This is a genomic window from Lacticaseibacillus boliensis, assembly GCF_054784775.1.
The window spans coordinates 55,123-75,160 of sequence record NZ_BAAIHN010000011.1 but is presented as its reverse complement, the minus strand read 5'-3'; the positions used below and the strand labels follow the sequence as shown (position 1 = coordinate 75,160).

Genomic DNA, 20,038 nt, shown 5'->3' with positions numbered 1-20,038 from the left:
CGTGATGGTTTTCGTCGACTCAACCTTAGCATATAGGCGCACCCAATGGGTGAAACACCAAAGCAGCGCAGTCCCGTGTGAATCATGGGATTGCGCTGCTTTTTTGAAATTCTATGAATAATCCAGGCTACAAAAAATTATTTATAGGAATTGGTAGGCAACTAGCTGATTATGTGTGCGGTTAGCATTCGTATATTTGCTGGGTTGTTGAAAATGTCCAGACAGTTCACGCCATTTTTTAAACAAGATTTTTATATATGTTGACTAAAATTTCGATATAGCCGGTGGTACGCTAATACCGTAATTGGGTGTTTCACAAGTTAATCCAGGGAGTGATTAGAATGCATACCAAGGCACATGAAAAGTTAATGCGTGCTACATATGAAGAAAAGAAGCATTTTAAGCTATACAAGTCCGGTCGCAATTGGACCATTGCTGGTCTGGCCTTGTTGTTCAGCGGTGTAATGCTGACCCAGCAGCCACAAACCACGCAAGCGGCCACCGTCGAAACCGATGATACCAACACTGTTACTGATGCTAACGCGGCAACAACAGCCAAGACCATGGTGCCGACACCGGCCACTGTGGCGACCATCGGAAATCAAACGCTCCAAAGCGGCGCCAAGCCAACTCTGCCGACAGTGACCATGGCTGCTGGTGAAAAGGCCCCGGCCTGGACGTTAGCAGATTTTGATTTTAGCCAAGTCGACACCAGCAAAGCGGGGACTTACGCGGTCTCGCTGTCTTCTGCTGGTCTGGCGGCGCTGCAAGCGGCCAACCCGACACAAAATGTGACCCAGGCAACGGTCAAATCAGGGCAGGTTGTGGTGGAAGCGGCGCAAGCAGACACGACAGCCGACACTACCAGTGAAGCAACGGCTAAGACGACAACTGCCGCAGACGCTGACACAACTCCGGCACAGGCTACAGATGCTAAACAGACAACCGATGCCACAACGCCGCAAGCGGCTACAGACACCACGGATACAACCAAAGCGACTGCAGCCACCAGTGACGACAAGCAACAAGCCGCTACGGCAAAATCGCAACCTGTCACGGCTGCAACCAAAGCGTCTGACACGCCAGCGGATGCAACGGCACAAACCGATCAAGCCACTGCTGATAAGGCGCAGTCGACGACACAAGTGGCAGACCAAAAGCAAGCACAGACACGAACTATGGTTGCTGCGACATCGCAAGCTTCTGATGATCTGAGCGACCCTAATGCTAGCGCGGCAGCAAATGATGCCGTGTCAGAAACAGATCCCACCAATAAAGTGAAACTGACCTTATCGACCAATAAGGTTGGCTATAAAACCGGTACTGATATGCTTATCGTCACGCTGGGGATGAACGTCAATGTCGGCGATAAGATCTCGATCACTTTGCCAACCGATAAGACGGTCATCGGCTGGGATAGCGCACAAGATTTCCCCGCTGGCACGGGTACTGGTGAGATGACGACTAACGCTGATGGCACGACGACCTACAACATTAATATCACCAGCAACTCGCAGATCACCCAAGAGCTGCGCTTGAAGATGCGTGACAACATCAATCGAGGTGCCGTTATCACGAATGCCGATATCGGCACCACCACCAAGCAAGTCACTTGGACGGTCAACGGCGTGAAACAAACGCCTTTGACGCTGACCCAAACCATTAATCCAACTGCCGATCCGCAAGCACCCGCGCGGCTGCATCCAGATGGGGCCGCAACTCCTGCAGTCGCCGCGAACTCACCGGTGGTGTATCAATTTGATCTGGGCTTATCCACAGGTTTATTTGATGATAAAACCGGCGGCAGTGTCACTCAGATCATTAATCGCAATGGCGCCACCATCACGATCCCTGCGCCAACTGATTTTGTCCTCGATGAAACGGCAACTGCCGCATATAACGGCTTGAACAATGGCACCACGATCACCCAGCCAGGCGGGCAAGGCGGCGATGTCGTGATCACAGTGCCGGCCAATGCAGCAGTAGCATATAACGGCTCGGGAGTGCCATTACCATATTGGTTAGTCGGTGAGTATGACATGGCTGATCCAAGCGCCGACACACCTGTGGAAGCTGCTGGTCCCGCAGTGTATCAACAAACCATGGATGATGGGAAGGTATTGACTTTTACGGGCACGGACAAGTGGCATGATGTCATTGCACACACCGACACCGGCAATGCAGTCGCCACTGCCACGCTCAACACCTTCGGCAATAGCGGTTCGGCTCCTGATAAGCTGACATTAGATACGAATACCGACAATGACCCCGCCAGCCTTAGCAGCATGACATTTTCTGTCAATGCTGTGGCGCCGATCGCTGGTAGTCACTTTATCATCACGATCCCAGACGGGGTAGATGCCACTGGGATCAAGGTCCCTAATGCCGGTAATAACCGCAACACGTATATGCCGTCAACGACCAGTTACACGTATACCTTGACCATGGCTGATGGCACCACCCAAACCGGCACCGTCGCCCCAGGTGAAACGATCACGCGTCAAGGGACCAGTGCGATCCGCACAGCGGACTTGCAACCGGATGTGCTTGATGCTGGGGCCTTCACCACTCGCGATGAAGACAATACCCGCGACTTTTCGGTCATTGGCCACTTAGCCGCCAAATATGATGGCGGAGACGACGTCAAGGATGGAGATGTGTTGAAGTTCGACTATCGCTATGAAAACAGTGATGGCAGCTTTACGGAAAAACCAGCTCAAGAAACAGTCACCGCTGCGATTGCAACCGCTTTGGGATATAAACATCAAGATAATCAGAATCTTGGTGGAACCGGTTATGTCAGCTTGCAAATGGCTGGTAACAGTAATCAAACGACTGATTACATTTACGAACCCATCTTGTACTTCGTGATCCCGGCCAATGCTTCGATCAAAACAATCAATCATCCTGCATCAGATACAGTTGCGCCTAAGATCACGACCTATACGACCGCCGATGGCCGCACAGGGGTCAAATACGATTACACTGGCACCGGAGAGTATGTTAACACTTTGAACACGATGGGCCCAGAAAGCTACAAAATCGACTTGATCAATACTCCGGATACTACAATCAGCGATTCCTATGCAGATTTTTATATCACCAGCCCGACCACGCCATTGAACCAAACGGTCAAGGTCACAGAACCCAGTGACAAAACCCAAGCAACATTGCCTAACCTCGATCCTGAGACGCTTTTGTCCTTGACTGATGGCGATGCGAATGCCGTGCAAATGGGCCAAAGCCCATCCAGTTGGACGGTGGACTTAGCCAGTGCGCAAACCAGTGTCAGCTTAGCACAAGGGAATGAAAACCAAGAACCAATTACAGAAGCGAATGCAGAGGCACACGACGCAGATCATAAACTGATCTTCACCTACAACATTTTAAATACGACCAAAACACCAACCACAGACTCGGCCGCAGTCTTGAATTTACCAACAGCAGGGGATGCCCAAGGCTCGACCTTCACGTATGAACTGACCGGGCCAATCCACGTACCTGCCACCAGTAATGGTAGCGGGGCAGCCATCAATGCGACTGTTTTGTATTCCACCAGCGCCTATACGCCGCAAGCAAGTGATGAGTCTGCGCCAGTGCTTGATCAATTTGTGCCCGCGGATCAAATTACAGATTGGTCGCAAGTCCGTGCCGTATATGTTTATTTCGGTAGCGTTGTCGCAGGGGATGCCACTGGCCGGATCACCTTGACCGGGACCACCAAAGACTTCGTCGCGCAAGGTGGAGATGTTGGGTATCTCGATACGTTGACTTACATGAACAGCACGCCATTCAATGAAGCCAAAACCACGAAGATCACCTTTGACAGTGTCTCGAAAGTCACCGCAAAGCTTCATTATACCGACGATGAAGGCGTTGAACACAATATTGATTTGCCTGATCTGAACAAGCAAAACGCTGCTTTAATTGACGGCAAGGACAAGCTCAATTATCCAACCGAGTTAAGCGGACTGACCACCGCAGATCAAGCGCTGGTACCAGCGGATTACGTGCTTAAAGACGTCACCGTGCAAAATTCCACTGCAGATTATGGCGACCTGCCAAACGACGTTGCAGAAAATGGCAAAGTCTCTCAATACTATTTTGACGGGGATGTGATCGTCTACGAACTGGTTAAAAACGTCATCACGACCACGAAAAAAACCATCACTAAGACCATCCACTACGAAACTGAAAATGGCACGAAAATCGCAGAGGACTATACACCTTCGATCGAGATCACTGAAACTTATAATCCGGCAACCAATACGACGACAGATACTCCCACTGACGCAAAGCTTGGTTTCCAAGAACTTCCTCAAAAAGCGGGTTATAAAGCCACAACGATCCCTACTGAGGCTACCTCTGATACGCCAGTCATGTTTGCCAGCGACGATATTGATGTTACTGTCATCTATACAAAGGATGACCCAATCATCACCCACGATACGGTGAACAAGACGGTTCACTATGTTGATCAAGACGGCCACACGCTTGCCCCTGACTTCACAGATCAGGCCAGTTTCACTGAATCAACTGATGCAATCGATAATACGATCAAGACCGACAGCCCTGAAAGTGGCAAGCTCGGGCATCAAGACAATCCACCGATTGATGGGTATCATGTTGTGGCCAATCCAGTCGAAGCGACAACGGATCAAACCGTGAAGTTTGGTGACAAGGATATCGAAGTTACAGTTGTCTACGACAAGAATGCACCGAAGCAAGCGCTGGATACAGTCACCAAGACCGTGCACTATGTCGATCAAGATGGCCACACGCTTGCCCCAGATTACACCGATCAGGCTAATTTCACTGAATTAACGGATCCAGTGACTGGCGATAAGATCGATGGACCAGATAGTGCCAAGTTGGCTCATCAGACTAATCCACCGATTGGTGGTTACCATGTTGTGACCAACCCAGTCGAAGCGACAACGGATCAAACTGTGAAGTTTGGTGACAAGGATATCGAAGTTACAGTTGTCTACGACAAGAATGCGCCGAAGCAAGCGCTGGATACAGTCACCAAGACCGTGCACTATGTCGATCAAGATGGCCACACGCTTGCCCCAGATTACACCGATCAGGCTAATTTCACTGAATTAACGGATCCAGTGACTGGCGATAAGATCGATGGACCAGATAGTGCCAAGTTGGCTCATCAGACTAATCCACCGATTGGTGGTTACCATGTTGTGACCAACCCAGTCGAAGCGACAACGGATCAAACCGTGAAGTTTGGTGACAAGGATATCGAAGTCACGGTCGTCTACGACAAGAATGCGCCGAAGCAAGCGTTAGACACTGTCACCAAGATCATCCACTACGTGGATCAAGATGGGCATCGGCTCGCTAAAGACTTTACGGAACATGTTAACTTCACGCAGGTAACTGACCCAGTCACTGGCGATGTGACCTCTGGTCCAGAGAGTGCAGTCTTGGCTAAGAAGGCCAATCCAACCCTTGCCGGCTACCATGTGGTTGATAGTCCAATTGAAGCGACAACGGATCAAACCGTTAAGTTCGGTGACAAGGATATCGAAGTCACGGTCGTTTACGACAAGAATGCGCCGAAGCAAGCATTAGACACTGTCACCAAGACCATCCACTACGTGGATCAAGATGGGCATCAGCTCGCTAAAGACTTTACGGAACATGTTAACTTCACGCAGGTAACTGACCCAGTCACTGGCGATGTGACCTCTGGTCCAGAGAGTGCAGTCTTGGCTAAGAAGGCCAATCCAACCCTTGCCGGCTACCATGTGGTTGATAGTCCAATTGAAGCGACAACGGATCAAACCGTTAAGTTCGGTGACAAGGATATCGAAGTCACGGTCGTTTACGACAAGAATGCGCCGAAGCAAGCATTAGACACTGTCACCAAGACCATCCACTACGTGGATCAAGATGGGCATCAGCTCACTGATGACTTTACGGAACATGTTAACTTCACGCAGGTAACTGACCCAGTCACTGGCGATGTGACCTCTGGTCCAGAGAGTGCAGTCTTGGCTAAGAAGGCCAATCCAACCTTTGCCGGCTACCATGTGGTTGATAGTCCAATTGAAGCGACAACGGATCAAACCATTAAGTTCGGTGACAAGGATATCGAAGTCACAGTCGTTTACGACAAGAATGCGCCGAAGCAAGCGTTAGACACTGTCACCAAGACCATTCACTACGTGGATCAAGATGGCAACACACTTGCGCCTGACTTTACAGATCATGCCAACTTCACGGAATTGACAGATGCACTCACGGGCGCAAAGGCTTATGGGCCTGAATCCGCAACATTGAGTTACCAAGACAATCCAATCATTTCTGGATATCATGTCATCACAAGTCCAAAGGGTGCCACGGCTGATGAAACCGTTAAGTACGGTGACGCAGATCTCAACTACACGGTTGTCTATCAATTGAACGCGCCAGCACAACAGCTGGATACAGTCACCAAGACCGTGCACTACGTCGACATCGAAGGCAACCCGCTCGCGGCTGACTTTACAGATCATGCCAACTTCACGGAATTGACAGATGCCCTCACAGGGGCAAAGAGCTACGGCCCGACTTCCGCAACGTTAGGTTACCAAGACAATCCAGTCATCTCTGGATTGTCTTGGTAACGAGTCCGAAGGGTGCTACGGCTAATGAGACCGTTAAGTATGGCGACGCAGATCTCAGTTACACTGTTGTCTATCAAGTGAACGCGCCGGCACAACAACTGGATACAGTCACGAAGACAGTGCACTACGTTGACACCGAAGGCAACCCGCTCGTAGCTGACTTCACGGATCATGCCAACTTCACTGAGCTGACAGATGCCCTCACAGGAGCAAAGAGCTACGGCCCGGCCTCCGCAACGCTAGGTTATCAGGATAATCCAGTCATTTCTGGGTATCACATTGTCGCTAACCCAGCAGGTGCAACTGCCAATGAAACGGTCAAGTTTGGCGATGCAGATTTGACGTACACGGTCGTTTATGAAAAAGATGGAAGTAGCAATCCACCATCAACTCCAGGAGACGGAGGCACGACACCGTCAACACCAGAAGGCAACAACACCCCGTCTACTCCAGGAGACGGTGGCACGACACCATCAACACCGGAAGGCAACAATACGCCGTCCACCCCAGGAGACGGAGGCACGACACCGTCAACACCGGAAGGTAACAACACGCCGTCAACGCCAGATGATCACATCTCAACTGGTGATAACACACCTGGTCGTGTGAAGTTACCAAATACTGATGTCGATACCTCGACAGGCACCTCAACTGGTACAGCGACACCGACACCAACTGCACAAACGACTGGACAGATCAGACACCAGCTTCCTGCAACAGATGCTGGGAATACGATCGGCATGAAGACGACAGCGCAGCCAACAACTGACGTTCAAGGAAAGACGAGTCGCAACAAGCTTCCAAACACCGGCGACGAACACAGCAACCTATTGGCAATGCTGGGCATGAGTCTGGTGGCACTCTTCGGAGGCGCCATCAGCCGTCGCAAACGCAACTAGCACCACTGACACCAACCGATACGCTTAACGGCGTTTGGTTGGTGTTTTTTGATTGGGAACATGGCATAATAGGCGTGATAAGATCGAGAAAGCGGGGATCGCGATGCGCAACACTGATGAAGTCAATCGTGCCGTACTTGCTCAGTTACAGTTGACACCGGCACACAATTACCTATATTGCAGTGCGCAACAGCAAGGGTGGCGGCGATGGTTTACTCCCAGCGTGGGACTCATGAGCAATGTGTCTAAACACGTACCGCAGACGTTGTTGATGTTCAACGAGGCAACAATCATCGCCATTCGCCTGCACCCCAATGCAGAACCTGAAGTCACGACCTGGCAGCGAGCCGCCGTCAGTAAGTTTCAACTCACCGCAGGGTTCTATGAATTCGTGTTGACCTTCAACGCGGATGGCAAGCACCATCGGTTTTGGATCGATGCCAAGGGCTTCTGGGATGACGGCGTCACGGCCGCCAACTTGCAGACGCTGATCGCCAATGGTTTCTTCGCACGACTGCCGCGACGTGATAACGGCGCCGGCAATCGGCTATAATGGACTAACAAGGAGGAAGATTGATGACACAAGATGACTTACGCAAGCGCTTGACGCCGGAACAATATGCTGTCACCCAAGAAGGAGCGACAGAGCATCCATTCACCGGTATCTACGATGATTTCTGGGAGGCAGGCATCTATGTCGATGTCGTTTCCGGCGAGCCTTTGTTCTCCTCGCTGGATAAGTACGATGCAGGTTGCGGCTGGCCAAGTTTCACCAAACCGATCACTAAGCTAAAGGAAAAACGCGACCAGCGCTTTGGTATGGAACGCGTGGAAGTGCGCTCACAAGACGCTAACAGCCATCTCGGGCATGTTTTCACGGACGGGCCTCAGGAACAAGGCGGCTCGCGTTATTGCATCAACGCGGCGGCGTTGCGTTTCATTCCGGTCGCGGCGCTTGAAAAAGAAGGTTATGGGCAATTCGCTGATCTATTCGTGCAGTAGCAGTGGTATACTGCTAGCATTGACTTTCAGAAAGGACCTCACCCATGTATGAAATAGATCGCCTCATCCGCCGCCACCAGAACTGGAGCCGCTTCACCGCGGCAATATTTTACGCCATCTGCGTCGGCATCGCCTTGAACATGTTCTGGGAGCCGGCTGGCGTTTTTGCCAGCGGTGTGACCGGGGCGGCGCAGCTGTTGGCGACCATCGTGCGCAAGTGGTTCGACTTCGCGACGCCGATCGCGGGGTTGCGGACGACAGATCTGTTGAACACCGGTACGTTGCTGTTTCTGTTGAACGTGCCGCTGTTTGTGATCGCGTGGCGCAAGATCGGCCATCACTTCACGATTTTCACGTTTCTCGCGGTCATCTTCAGTTCGATCAGCATCCGGTGGCTGGGCATCGTCAAGCCGCTGACCACCGATCCAATCGTCTGTGGGATCTTCGGGGCGGTCGTCAACGGCCTAGGGACAGGCTTTGCGTTGCGCAATAACTTGTCGACAGGGGGCCTGGATATCATCGGCATCGTGTTGCGAAAGAAAACCGGCACAACCATCGGGACGGTCAATATCGCCGTCAACGTCGTGATCTTGTTCTTCGCCGGTTTTGTCAACGACTGGCCGCATGCGTTGTATTCCGCCCTCGCCATTTTCATCAACGGCAAGATTCTCGACGCGACCTATACGCGTCAACAGCGACTGCAGGTGATGATCGTCACCGAGCATCCCAAGGCGGTCATCAACGAGATTCAAAACACGCTGCGTCGCGGGATCACCATCGTGCACGACGCGGAAGGGGCGTTCCGCCACGAAGAGAAAACGGTGCTGTTTACCATCATTTCACGTGCAGAGATGTATGATTTTGAAAAAGCCATGCACCACAGCGATCCGTATGCCTTCGTTTCGATCACCGAATCGGTCAAAATCATGGGACGCTTCTATGAGCCCAAAACAGATTGACCAACCAAAAAGTCGCGTGAAAAGCGCGACTTTTTTCATGTGTTGATATGGTATGATGGCGGTAACAAGAACTCGTTTGCGATCGGAGGGCAACCATGGCGACACGTGCTGAGCAACATGAATTTGCGACCAAATGGCGCCACCTTTTTGAAACCGGCCAGATCAACGATTCATCCGGCTACGGTAACGTGCTGGGGGCTGATTGTGCCCGTGCGGGGTTTGTCAGTGATGCCTTTGCCGCAGTGACGAAACACGGTCGGCTGCCAGGAGTTGCAGATCATGATGCCACGGCGGCGTTCTTGACGGCCATCACCGAGATCCAGCCGTTGGGCAACGCAATCTACTCGATGTGGGAACAGGTCACGCAATGGCAACTCGACGGGCACTTGGGCAAAGCTGACAACCGTTTTTGGTTTGCGACTGCGCTGATTCAGCTTGAGCGGCTGACCCGGCCGCTGGGGAAGATCGTCTCGATCACCATCGACTCGCGTGACACGGGATTTATTCGCCCTGATCCCGGGGCTTTGGTTGGCCAAAACTTGACCATCCATCGCGACGGCTGGGCGACGTTGATCAATGATTTTGCCAGTGGGCACCGACAACAACAAACCGTGCCAGTGCCGACAGGCGAGCTCGACGCTTTGTTTGCTACGCTTGGGGCCATCTCGCAAGATCCGCCGTGCACTGATTGTGGGACTTGGCGGCTGACACTAGAAGGCGTCGGTGGGCGCCAGCAGATCGAAGGCTCGCTTGGCGGCCACGAGGCGCTCAGTGAACGAATCCGCGCGTTATTACCTTTTGGCTACTTGTTGGTATTCGATGGCGCACCAGATAGCCTGCAACGCCTGGTTGTCGACTATCAGCAGGATGCATCCTGTCATGAAAAATTGATGATCGACCGCCACAGCAACACGCTGGCATTCACCCAACGCAACGGCCAGACACGCAGCCGACTGGCGGTAGCAACGCCACAGGTCACAAAGTTGTTGGACGAGCTCGATCAGTTGGCTGGTAGCGCGGATGACGCACCACACACGCACCATGAGCTGACGATTTCTGCGCGCTATCGCTACGCGGACTGCAAAGTGCGATCAGGTAGCTTGAGTTTGGACGAACCGATTGATGGTTGGGCTGAACAGGCGGCATGCATCCAGGACTGGCTTCGTGCCTATGCGCCGAGCATGATAGACGCGCGGTTGATCCAGCGCACGACACCAAAACCTGGACAGTTGCTTTATGCCCAAGTGGTCTTCCACCACGGCGCGCCGGCATACAGCTATCTGGCGGCGCCTGAATTTGCTATCGGCGACCGGGTGGTGGTGCCAACGACATCTGGTAGCAACTACGGTACGATCGTTGCGATGGCTTATTATGACCCACAAGACGCACCATACCCGCGGACCAAGGCAAAAAAGATCTTGCGCTTGGCGGATCCATTGGTCGAGTCTGAATATGATTAGGAGTGAGAACATGTTAATTGGTGCCAATGTCAGTATGAAAGCGCCCAAGATGTTTCCAGGGGCGGTGGCAGAAGCCGCGAGCTATCACGCCACGAGCCTGCAGTTTTATACAGGTGCGCCTCAAAACACGCGCCGTAAGCCGATCAGCGAGATGAAGATCCCAGAAGGCTTGGCCGCGATGCAAGAAGCCGGCTTAAGCCATCTCGTTATTCATTGTCCGTACATCGTTAATCTCGGCAACACCAAGAAGCCGCAGAATTTCACGTTTGCGGTGCAGTTCATGAAAGAAGAAGTCGCCCGCGCAGAGGCGTTGCATGCGTATACGATGCCTTTTCACCCCGGTGCCCATGTCGGCGCAGGGCCTGAAGCGGCGATTGCGCAGATCGCTGACGGGCTCAACCAGATCTTGACGCCGGAACAAAACGTCACGATCGCGCTGGAAACGATGGCGGGCAAGGGGACGGAAGTAGGGCGGACGTTCGAGGAGCTCGCCGCCATCATTGACCGCGTCGAGCTCAAAGACAAGGTCCGCGTCTGCATGGATACCTGTCATATGTCCGACGCCGGCTATCCGGTGCGGGATGATTTTGATGGCGTGCTATCTGAGTTCGACCAAGTCGTCGGGTTAGACAAGCTGGCGGTCATTCACCTCAACGATTCCAAGAATCCGCAAGGCGCGCACAAAGACCGCCACACCAACATCGGCGCCGGCACGCTGGGGTTTGATTGCCTCAACGCCATCGCCCACCACCCGGCGTTGGCGGCCATCCCCAAGATCCTCGAGACGCCGTATGTTGGTCCCGACGACCAGCGTCTGTATCCACCTTATGGCGTTGAGATCGGCTGGCTGACCAGCGGCGACTATCGCCCGGATGAACTGACATCCCTTTATGAATGAACCCAAAATAAAACACGGCTGACCGTCTTTTGGCGGTCAGCCGTGTTTGCGTTATTGATTATCGAATTCATCTAGCCCGAGCTTTTCTAAAATCATCGTAGCAGTTTCTTCAATCGAGCGGTGGGCGGTGTTGATGACCTCACAACCCAGCTTCTTATAAAGGTCTTCCGCAAATTGCAGCTCCTCGTTGACCTGGTCGCGCGCAGAGTAGGCGGTGTCTGGGTTCAGCCCATAGGCGATCATGCGCTGACGGCGGAATTCCATCAGGACAGACGCGTCAGTGGTCAACCCAAAGATTTTCTTCGGGTCGACTTTGTAGATCTCGTCTGGAATGTGGGCATTAGGCACAAGAGGCAGGTTTGCAACTTTGAGGTTGCGGTTGGCCAAAAACAGCGACAGCGGTGTCTTGCTGGTGCGAGAGACCCCAAGCAAAACGATATCAGCCTCCAAGAAGCCCTTGGGATCCTTGCCGTCGTCGTATAACACCGCGAATTCCATGGCTGAGATACGGTCGAAATACTTGGCGTTCAGGTTATGCACGGTGCCGGCAACACCAGACGGTTGTTGATGAACCAAGGCAGTCGCGTCTTTGAGCAGCGGTGCCATCACTTCGTTGAAGTGGACGCCGGCTTGTCTGGCGTACTCACGAGCGTATTGGCCAAGGCCTGGCGTCACCAAGGTTGCGATGATCACGCCATCGTCTTCTTTGGCCTGGTCGATGATCGACTCGATTTTGGCTTCAGTGTGAGCAAAGGGAAAACGCAGGTAACGCGGGGCGACATCGCCGTATTGGGCGGCGACGGCTTGGGCGAGTTTGAGGCCAGTTTCGCCGATCGAATCAGAGATGATGTAGAAGTTAAGCTCTTTTGCCATGCAGATTCCTCCAACTAAGATTGCAGATGATGGTGCGTGTCGTCAAGCGACACACTAATGATATGATAACGCCATCATACCACATTTGGAGGGATTCATGAACAACGACAGATGTCTGTGGATCAGCTTTTCTGCGTTAGATTAAAATGCATTCACCTGAACATTAACCTTTTTTTGGTAGGTCCGGGCCCGTTTTTAAGAATAACGTGCTAAATCTGAAGTCATTACATTCCATCAATATAAGCGTGCTAATAAGCAGCAGTGCCTGCGTTGCCAACGGTTGCCTGATTGTCACTACCAGCATCTATAATTTGGTCCGTGACGTTGACTTTGAAATGACTTAGGTCAATTTTAGTTTTTGAAAGCAAGTAGAAAGAGCCCGAGGTAGAATCTCCCGCTTTCAGCACGCCGTTATCATTGTCATCAAATCCGAAGGTTGCGCCACCGCCGAAAGAGTATTTCATGCCATTGGCGTCAGTAACTGAGTTGCCCATATAACTGAGATCAAAATCTTTCTTACCGACGTTTTTTAGCTGGTACTGAATTTCTGCACGATAATAGTGATCTGGGTAAGATTTGATGCCACTGTAGTTGTATTCAGCATCAGTGTAATTAGATTCAGCTTGTTTAACGCGTTCTTGTGTGACAGAAATAATTGTATATTGAGCTTCGCCTACTGTATTGAGTGTCTTCGCTTTAGTGATTTCATCAGGCTTGTTTAACGATTTTTTCAGACTACTATTAGCGGATTTCAGACTGCTATTTTCGGATTTTAGAGATGAGACTTCTGAACTATTACCACTTTCTCCGCACGCTACTAACCCGAACGACAGTGCAATACCCACACTTACCAAAAGAAATCTCTTCATAAAATTTTCCCCCAAAGTAATTTGATTTATCCATGCAATGCCACGACGTACCGATACCGTTTTCGGTGGCGTACGTCCGTTTTGATTTCATGAAGCCTAATCCGTGTTCGAATACGGTAGGCCCTAGTTACTACATTCGATAAGATTATTATGCGCCTCGCCCGACCGAAGCGCTATCATAACACATACGTAGATTTCGATGACAAAAAACGTCAGATCTGAGAAACTTTTAACGAAAATCATGAATGGCTTATTGACGCGGTTTTGACAGTTTGGTATCATAGTTTAGAACTGTTGGCGTAAGTATCTGTCAGTGGTTACACAGTGTCGGAGGGAGGGATATCATATGGCAAAGACGGTCGTTAAAAAGAACGAATCTCTCGATGATGCTCTTCGGCGCTTCAAGCGCACCGTATCTAAGGCAGGTACCTTGTCCGAATACCGTAAGCGTGAATTCTACGAGAAGCCAAGCGTTAAGCGTAAGCTTAAGTCTGAAGCAGCACGTAAGCGTAAGAAGCGTAAGTTTTAATCAAAGGACTTGGTAAAGAATGGCGTTAATTAATGAGCTCCAGGCTCAGATGAAAACCGCGATGAAGGCCAAGGACAAAGAAACCTTGAGCGTTGTTCGGATGCTTAAAGCTGCTGTGCAAAACAAGCAGATCGCACTCGGACACGACTTGACGGAAGACGACGAGAAGAGTGTCTTAGCCACTGAATTGAAGCAACGCAAGGATTCCCTTGCGGAGTTCAAGGCAGCGGGTCGAGACGACCTCGTGGCCCAACTCGAAGGTGAGATCAAGATCGTTGAGGGTTATCTCCCAGCGCAATTGAGCGAAGCGGAAGTTGAGTCATTGGTCGATTCTGTGATCCAAGAGACCGGTGCAACCGGTAAGGCGGATTTCGGCAAGGTGATGAAGACCTTGATGCCTAAAGTCAAAGGTCAAGCGGATGGCGCTGTCGTCAACCGCATCGTCAAAGCTAAGCTTAGCTAGGAAAAAGTCGCCGCATGGCGGCTTTTTTTGTGTGGTCGTTCGCTATCGCCTTGGTTATGGTAAAATATAGGGAAAATGGATTCTTAGAGGAGGCCAAACTTTTTGGCTCAAAACACCACAGAAAAAACATTACTGCTGTCTAGCCCTGAAGAAGCGATCACGATGGCGGGGATTAACGACCGACATTACAAGATGATCGAAGAGGCCCTCGACGTCACCATTGCGCCAAGCGGCCTCGAACTTCGCCTGACAGGTGACAGCGACAACGCCAGCTTGGCCTACCAGCTCTTGCGGCAGATTCAAGAGTTGCTCCAACAAGGCATCAGTCTGTCGACGCCTGACATCGCCAGCGCCTTGAACATGGCCAAGCGCGGCACGCTCGAGTATTTTGCCGAGATGTACGCCCAACCGCTGATCAAAGACGCCAAAGGGGCGCCGATCCGAGTGAAAAACTTTGGTCAGCGTCAATATGTCAACAAGATCCGCCACAACGACATCACCTTTGGGATCGGGCCAGCCGGGACGGGGAAGACCTACCTTGCCGTCGTGATGGCAGTCGCCGCTTTGAAAGCCGGCGAAGTCGAGCGTATCATCTTGACCCGGCCTGCGGTGGAGGCCGGCGAAAGCCTGGGCTTTTTGCCAGGGGACCTGAAGGAAAAAGTCGATCCGTACCTGCGGCCGGTGTACGACGCGCTGTATGCCGTCTTGGGCAAAGAACACACTGATCGCTTGATGGATCGTGGCGTCATCGAAATCGCACCGCTGGCGTACATGCGTGGGCGGACGCTGGATAACGCGTTTGCGATCCTCGACGAAGCGCAGAACACGACCCAAGCGCAGATGAAGATGTTCCTAACGCGTCTGGGTTTTGGCTCGAAGATGATCGTTCAAGGCGACATCACCCAGATCGACTTGCCGCACAACGCCAAGTCGGGTTTGATTCAAGCCCAGCAGCTGTTGCAACACGTCGACCACATCGCGTTCACCGAATTTTCGGCCGCTGATGTCGTTAGGCATCCCGTTGTGGCGGCAATTATCGACGCTTACGCCCAAACCGATGCCGCTACCCTCAAGGAGAATACGAAGTAATGGACTTAGAATTTTATGACGACGACCACCGCCTCGATGACGAGCACACCCAGCTGGTGCACAAGCTCGTCGCTTTTTGTGGCGAGCAGCTGCACAAGCCGGAAGACACTGAGATGTCGATCACGATCGTGTCGGATGAAGAGATCCGGCGCATCAACCGCGAATACCGTGATACCGATCGCGTGACGGATGTGATCAGCTTCGCCATCGAAGACGGGGAAGACCAACTGCCACAAGTTGAAGGCTTGCCTGAAAACATCGGCGACCTGTTCATCGATCCCGACAAGGTGCGCGCCCAAGCAAAAGATTACGGGCATTCCTTCGAGCGCGAACTGGGCTACACCGTCGTGCACGGGTTCTTGCATCTCAATGGCTATGACCACATTCGCCCAGAAGACGAAGCGGTCATGATCCCGTTGCAAGAAAAAATCTTAGACGCCTATGGCCTCACCAGATAAACGCGTCGCTAAAAACCGCCATTTCATAGAATCGCTCGGACACGCGCTGGCGGGGTTAAAAGTCGTGTTTCAACACGAAGGTAATTTCCGCCGCGAAGCCGTCACCGCGCTGGTGGTCATTGCCGCCGGATTGTATTGGCAGGTCTCGCGATTCGATTGGGTGCTCTTGGTGGTCGCGATCTGCTTGATTTTCTTATTCGAGCTGGCCAATACCATTATTGAGTCCTTGGTCGATCTGGTCGTCGGGCCGCATTACGACATCCGCGCCAAAGCCATCAAAGACATGGCCGCAGGCGCCGTGCTGGTCGCAGCGGTCATCGCTGTTGCCATCGGGGTGTATGTGTTCGGACCGTATTTGTGGAGGCTGATTCGATGAACGAACTGATTCATGCGGCGACTGCCGCACGCGCCACCGCTTATGTGCCATACTCTCACTTTGCGGTGGGGGCTGCCGTACAAACTGCAGACGGCCACATTTTTGCCGGGTGCAACATCGAAAATGCCAGTTACGGTCTCACCAACTGTGCGGAACGCACCGCGATCTTCACCGCGGTGGCAGCCGGACATCAAGACCTGGTCGCCATCGCGATCATCGGGGCGACCGCCGGGCCAATCAGCCCGTGCGGCGCATGCCGGCAAGTCATCAGTGAATTTCTGCCACAAACCGCGCCGGTTTATCTCACAAATCTCGACGGCAAGCACACGACGACCACCGTCGCGCAACTTTTGCCCGCTGCTTTTTTAAAAGGAGAATTAATTTGACTCATCATTCAGGTTTTGTCGCCATCATCGGCCGGCCTAACGTCGGTAAATCAACATTCATGAACCGGGTGCTCGGCGAAAAAATCGCCATCATGTCCCCGAAGGCCCAAACCACCCGCAACAAGATCAACGGGATCTACACCACCGATGATGCACAGATTGTGTTTGTCGACACGCCAGGCGTGCACAAACCCAAAAACGCGCTAGACGATTACATGGACACCGCCGCACTGTCGACGCTGAATCAAGTCGACGCCGTCTTGTTCATGGTGCCGGCCGACGAGCGCCCAGGTGCCGGTGACCAGTACATCATGAGTCAGCTCGCTCATGTCACCAAGCCGGTGTATCTGGTCGTCAACAAGATCGACCTCGTGCAGCCAGACGACCTCTTGCCGTTCATCGACCACTATCGCCACGGCCATGACTTCGCCGGGGTGTACCCGATTTCGGCCACCGAAGGCAACAACGTCGATGAACTTCTGGCGGATCTGACCACCCACCTGCCAGAAGGCCCGCAATATTATCCGGAAGATCAGCTGACCGACCATCCCGAGTATTTTGTCGTGGGTGAACTCATCCGCGAACAGATATTGCACCTGACGGAAAAAGAGATCCCGCATTCTGCCGCCGTGCAAGTTGAACGCATGAAAGACCGCACCGCCGCCGGCAAGCTGATCATTGAAGCCTATATCATCGTCGAGCGTGACGGGCAAAAGGCGATCGTGATCGGCAAAGGCGGGAGCATGCTCAAGAAGATCGGGACGCGCGCGCGTCGTGAGATCGAGCTCTTGTTAGGGGAGAAGGTCAACCTCAAGCTGTGGGTTCGCGTTCAGAAAAACTGGCGCGACAACAACCAATATCTCCGCACGCTCGGATACAACCTCAAGGAACTCAGATGAGTCGCGAGGTCGCGGAATTTCAAGGGCTGGTTTTGGCGCGGCATAATTATCGCGAATCCGACATGCTCGTCAAACTGTTGACGGATCACTTCGGTAAGAAGATGTTCATGTTGCACCGGGCGCGGAAGCCGGGCTTTCGGATGGCGGCGGGCTTTCTGCCGTTCACCGAAGGGACCTACGTTGGCAGTATCAACGACAACGGGCTGAGCTTCATGACCACGGTCAAAGAAGCGACTCAGTTTCAAACCATCAGCCAAGAGATCACCTTGAATGCTTACGCGACCTATATCTTGAGTCTGATCGATCAGGCTTTCCCCGACGGTGAGGCGATTCCGCGCTGGTATGCCCATGCCAAACAATCGTTGACGCTGATCGATGACGGGGTCGATCCGGCGATCATCACCAACATCGCAGAGGTCCAACTACTACAAGCCTTCGGGGTACAACCGGAATGGCGTGGCTGTGTTATCGACGGGCGCACAGACTTGCCGTTAGATTTTTCCGAAAGCTACGGCGGGCTGTTGTGTCAGGCCCACTGGCATCTGGATAACTATCGCTTCCACGTCACGCCCAAGGCGATGTATCTCTTGCGGTGGTTTTCCGTGTTGGATCTCAACCAACTGCACAGCGTTTCGGTTTCTGAAGCCACCAAGGCAGACCTGCGGCGCGTCCTCGATCGGATCTATCGTGATATGGTCGGGGTGTTGCCCAAAGCCAAACGATTTTTGGATCAGATGCAAGGCTGGGAGAACAAGCTCCCGCCAGAACCCAAAGACGAGTGAATCGCCACCAGGCAGTTGCCGGGTGGCGATTTTTATGTCTTTTAATGAACAAATGTCTACTAATGAACGCAATCTGATGGTAATGGAACTTTAATGTGCTTCAGTTTTGCGGTAAGATTTGTGTATAAATAGACACTTGTTCAATAATGACGGAGGCAACTATGGATCGTCGTGTTCGCAAAACTCGCAAAGCGTTGGAAGACGCGTTTATCGCGCTCGAACATCAAAAACCGGCCGCTCAAATCACCGTCGCCGAGCTGACTGCCTTAGCGGATGTGGGGCGCGGCACGTTTTATCTGCATTATCAAGACGTCGCGGATCTGCAAGAGCAACTGGTTACCACGCATATCGAAACGCTTCTTGACCGGTTTGCCCAGACGCCGCCGGTCGCCATCGACGGCAGTTATCACAGCTGGTTGAACAGCCTGCTGGCTTATCTGCAAAGTGACAAGGCCGCCTTGGGGTTGTTGCAGCGAACCAAGCTCGATGCCAGCGTCTACCGCCGGATCCGTGATGCGTTTGCTAGTCAACTCTCGGGATCGCGCCTAGACGTGATGTATGTCGTCAGCGGCAGCATGGGCATCATCGCCGACTGGCTGGCCGCCAAGCTGGATTGTGATCAGGCGACTTTGGTGGCGTTGCTCGACGAGAAGCTTCAACAACTGACGCATTGACCGCACGTAAAAAGCCGCTTGTTTCGAAATTTCGAAACAAGCGGCTTTTTGAATTCTTCGTCACGTTGTGTGGCGCAACGCGGGTACAGCTAGCTACGCTACCTGACCGCTAATGTGCGCCACTACTTTTTGGTTGGGCTGTCCCAACCGGACCAAACGGCGCCCCGAGGAGTTCGATCAAGTAGCTGCGCGCTTCTTCTAGGTTAATGTCGTGTTGGGCCAAAAAGACCCATTCCAACACTAACAATACGGTGTTGGAATAATATTGGGCGACCAGCGGTAGTGGGGTGTGGGCGTTACGTGCCGTCAGGTTGTTGGAGAAAATGGCCGTCATTTCACGGGTGAAGTGCGTCATGAAGTCGTTGACCAGCGGCCCGTCGATCGGGTTGTGGGCGACGACGTTCTTCAACAACTCGCGATGGGTGGCAAACAGGCGATACAGCTCGTCGAACACCGCCAGCAGTGCTTCGTTGGTCGGGTGCACCTGCGCCAGGTCGAGATGGCTGTCTTTGCCCAGTTGATACCAGCAGTAGCTGACCAGGTCGTATTTGTCGTCAAAATAATTATAAAACGTCGCCCGCGGATAGTCGCAGCGGGTGCAGACTTCGTTGACGGTAATCTTATCGAAATTTTTTTCGCCCAGCAAGGAAAACATGGCCTCAGAAAAAGCCTTAAGGGTGCGCTGGGTGTTGCGGTTGAGTTTCTGATGCGGATCGTATTTCATCGTAAATTAATCCCCTTACATTTAGACACTATTACACGATATGTCTAAGTCTAGACAACAAGCCAAGAATTG

Annotated in this window: 19 protein-coding genes; 16 read left to right on the top strand and 3 right to left on the bottom strand. The window is 52.3% G+C overall.

Annotated features, from left to right (window positions below; translation table 11 throughout):
* Positions 1-341 precede the first annotated feature (341 nt).
* From ACYVRB_RS06695 to ACYVRB_RS06665, 7 genes are all read left to right on the top strand, one after another.
* Positions 342-6,626 (top strand): mucin-binding protein, encoded by a 6,285-nt coding sequence (locus tag ACYVRB_RS06695; RefSeq protein WP_461214322.1) that lies wholly within the window; start codon positions 342-344, stop codon positions 6,624-6,626.
* Positions 6,620-7,525: an LPXTG cell wall anchor domain-containing protein gene (locus ACYVRB_RS06690; protein WP_461214321.1), complete on the top strand. Its 906-nt coding sequence runs from the start codon at positions 6,620-6,622 to the stop codon at positions 7,523-7,525. Before ACYVRB_RS06695 ends, ACYVRB_RS06690 begins: the two co-directional genes overlap by 7 nt.
* Positions 7,526-7,757: 232 nt before the next feature.
* Positions 7,758-8,078 carry a hypothetical protein gene (locus tag ACYVRB_RS06685; protein WP_461214320.1) on the top strand — a complete coding sequence of 107 codons (321 nt, stop codon included), beginning with the start codon at positions 7,758-7,760 and terminating at the stop codon, positions 8,076-8,078.
* A gap of 23 nt (positions 8,079-8,101) precedes the next feature.
* Positions 8,102-8,527, top strand: a complete 426-nt coding sequence (gene msrB, locus ACYVRB_RS06680; protein WP_461214319.1) for a peptide-methionine (R)-S-oxide reductase MsrB — start codon at positions 8,102-8,104, stop codon at positions 8,525-8,527.
* Between the two features lie 44 nt (positions 8,528-8,571).
* Entirely contained in the window at positions 8,572-9,486 is a 915-nt protein-coding gene (locus ACYVRB_RS06675) for a YitT family protein (protein WP_461214318.1), read from the top strand.
* Between the two features lie 95 nt (positions 9,487-9,581).
* Positions 9,582-10,946, top strand: coding sequence for a hypothetical protein (locus ACYVRB_RS06670; protein ID WP_461214317.1), 1,365 nt, complete (start codon positions 9,582-9,584; stop codon positions 10,944-10,946).
* Between the two features lie 10 nt (positions 10,947-10,956).
* Positions 10,957-11,844 carry a deoxyribonuclease IV gene (locus ACYVRB_RS06665; RefSeq protein WP_461214316.1) on the top strand — a complete coding sequence of 296 codons (888 nt, stop codon included), beginning with the start codon at positions 10,957-10,959 and terminating at the stop codon, positions 11,842-11,844.
* A gap of 51 nt (positions 11,845-11,895) precedes the next feature.
* Here the strand turns inward: ACYVRB_RS06665 and ACYVRB_RS06660 are convergent, their stop codons facing one another.
* A complete protein-coding gene (locus ACYVRB_RS06660; protein WP_461214315.1) occupies positions 11,896-12,717 on the bottom strand; it encodes a pyruvate, water dikinase regulatory protein in 822 nt (273 codons plus the stop codon).
* A gap of 248 nt (positions 12,718-12,965) precedes the next feature.
* Positions 12,966-13,586, bottom strand: coding sequence for a hypothetical protein (locus ACYVRB_RS06655; RefSeq protein ID WP_461214314.1), 621 nt, complete (start codon positions 13,584-13,586; stop codon positions 12,966-12,968).
* 346 nt (positions 13,587-13,932) lie between these two features.
* Between ACYVRB_RS06655 and rpsU the strand changes: the two genes are divergently transcribed.
* From rpsU to ACYVRB_RS06610, 9 genes are all read left to right on the top strand, one after another.
* On the top strand, positions 13,933-14,115 hold the full coding sequence (gene rpsU, locus ACYVRB_RS06650) for a 30S ribosomal protein S21 (RefSeq protein WP_054714142.1): 183 nt from the start codon (positions 13,933-13,935) through the stop codon (positions 14,113-14,115).
* A 19-nt stretch (positions 14,116-14,134) separates the two neighbouring features.
* On the top strand, positions 14,135-14,578 hold the full coding sequence (locus tag ACYVRB_RS06645; protein WP_461214313.1) for a GatB/YqeY domain-containing protein: 444 nt from the start codon (positions 14,135-14,137) through the stop codon (positions 14,576-14,578).
* 102 nt (positions 14,579-14,680) lie between these two features.
* On the top strand, positions 14,681-15,667 hold the full coding sequence (locus ACYVRB_RS06640) for a PhoH family protein (RefSeq protein ID WP_461214312.1): 987 nt from the start codon (positions 14,681-14,683) through the stop codon (positions 15,665-15,667).
* Positions 15,667-16,125 (top strand): rRNA maturation RNase YbeY, encoded by a 459-nt coding sequence (ybeY, locus tag ACYVRB_RS06635; protein ID WP_461214311.1) that lies wholly within the window; start codon positions 15,667-15,669, stop codon positions 16,123-16,125. The genes ACYVRB_RS06640 and ybeY overlap by 1 nt, the downstream gene beginning before the upstream one ends.
* A complete protein-coding gene (locus tag ACYVRB_RS06630; protein WP_461214310.1) occupies positions 16,109-16,501 on the top strand; it encodes a diacylglycerol kinase family protein in 393 nt (130 codons plus the stop codon). Before ybeY ends, ACYVRB_RS06630 begins: the two co-directional genes overlap by 17 nt.
* Positions 16,498-16,887, top strand: coding sequence for a cytidine deaminase (locus tag ACYVRB_RS06625; protein WP_461214309.1), 390 nt, complete (start codon positions 16,498-16,500; stop codon positions 16,885-16,887). Before ACYVRB_RS06630 ends, ACYVRB_RS06625 begins: the two co-directional genes overlap by 4 nt.
* Positions 16,884-17,786 (top strand): GTPase Era, encoded by a 903-nt coding sequence (era, locus tag ACYVRB_RS06620; RefSeq protein ID WP_461214308.1) that lies wholly within the window; start codon positions 16,884-16,886, stop codon positions 17,784-17,786. Before ACYVRB_RS06625 ends, era begins: the two co-directional genes overlap by 4 nt.
* Positions 17,783-18,568: a DNA repair protein RecO gene (gene recO / locus ACYVRB_RS06615; protein WP_461214307.1), complete on the top strand. Its 786-nt coding sequence runs from the start codon at positions 17,783-17,785 to the stop codon at positions 18,566-18,568. The genes era and recO overlap by 4 nt, the downstream gene beginning before the upstream one ends.
* A 161-nt stretch (positions 18,569-18,729) precedes the next feature.
* A complete protein-coding gene (locus ACYVRB_RS06610) occupies positions 18,730-19,242 on the top strand; it encodes a TetR/AcrR family transcriptional regulator (RefSeq protein WP_461214306.1) in 513 nt (170 codons plus the stop codon).
* 109 nt (positions 19,243-19,351) lie between these two features.
* Here the strand turns inward: ACYVRB_RS06610 and ACYVRB_RS06605 are convergent, their stop codons facing one another.
* Entirely contained in the window at positions 19,352-19,966 is a 615-nt protein-coding gene (locus ACYVRB_RS06605; protein ID WP_461214305.1) for a TetR/AcrR family transcriptional regulator, read from the bottom strand.
* Positions 19,967-20,038: the final 72 nt, after the last annotated feature.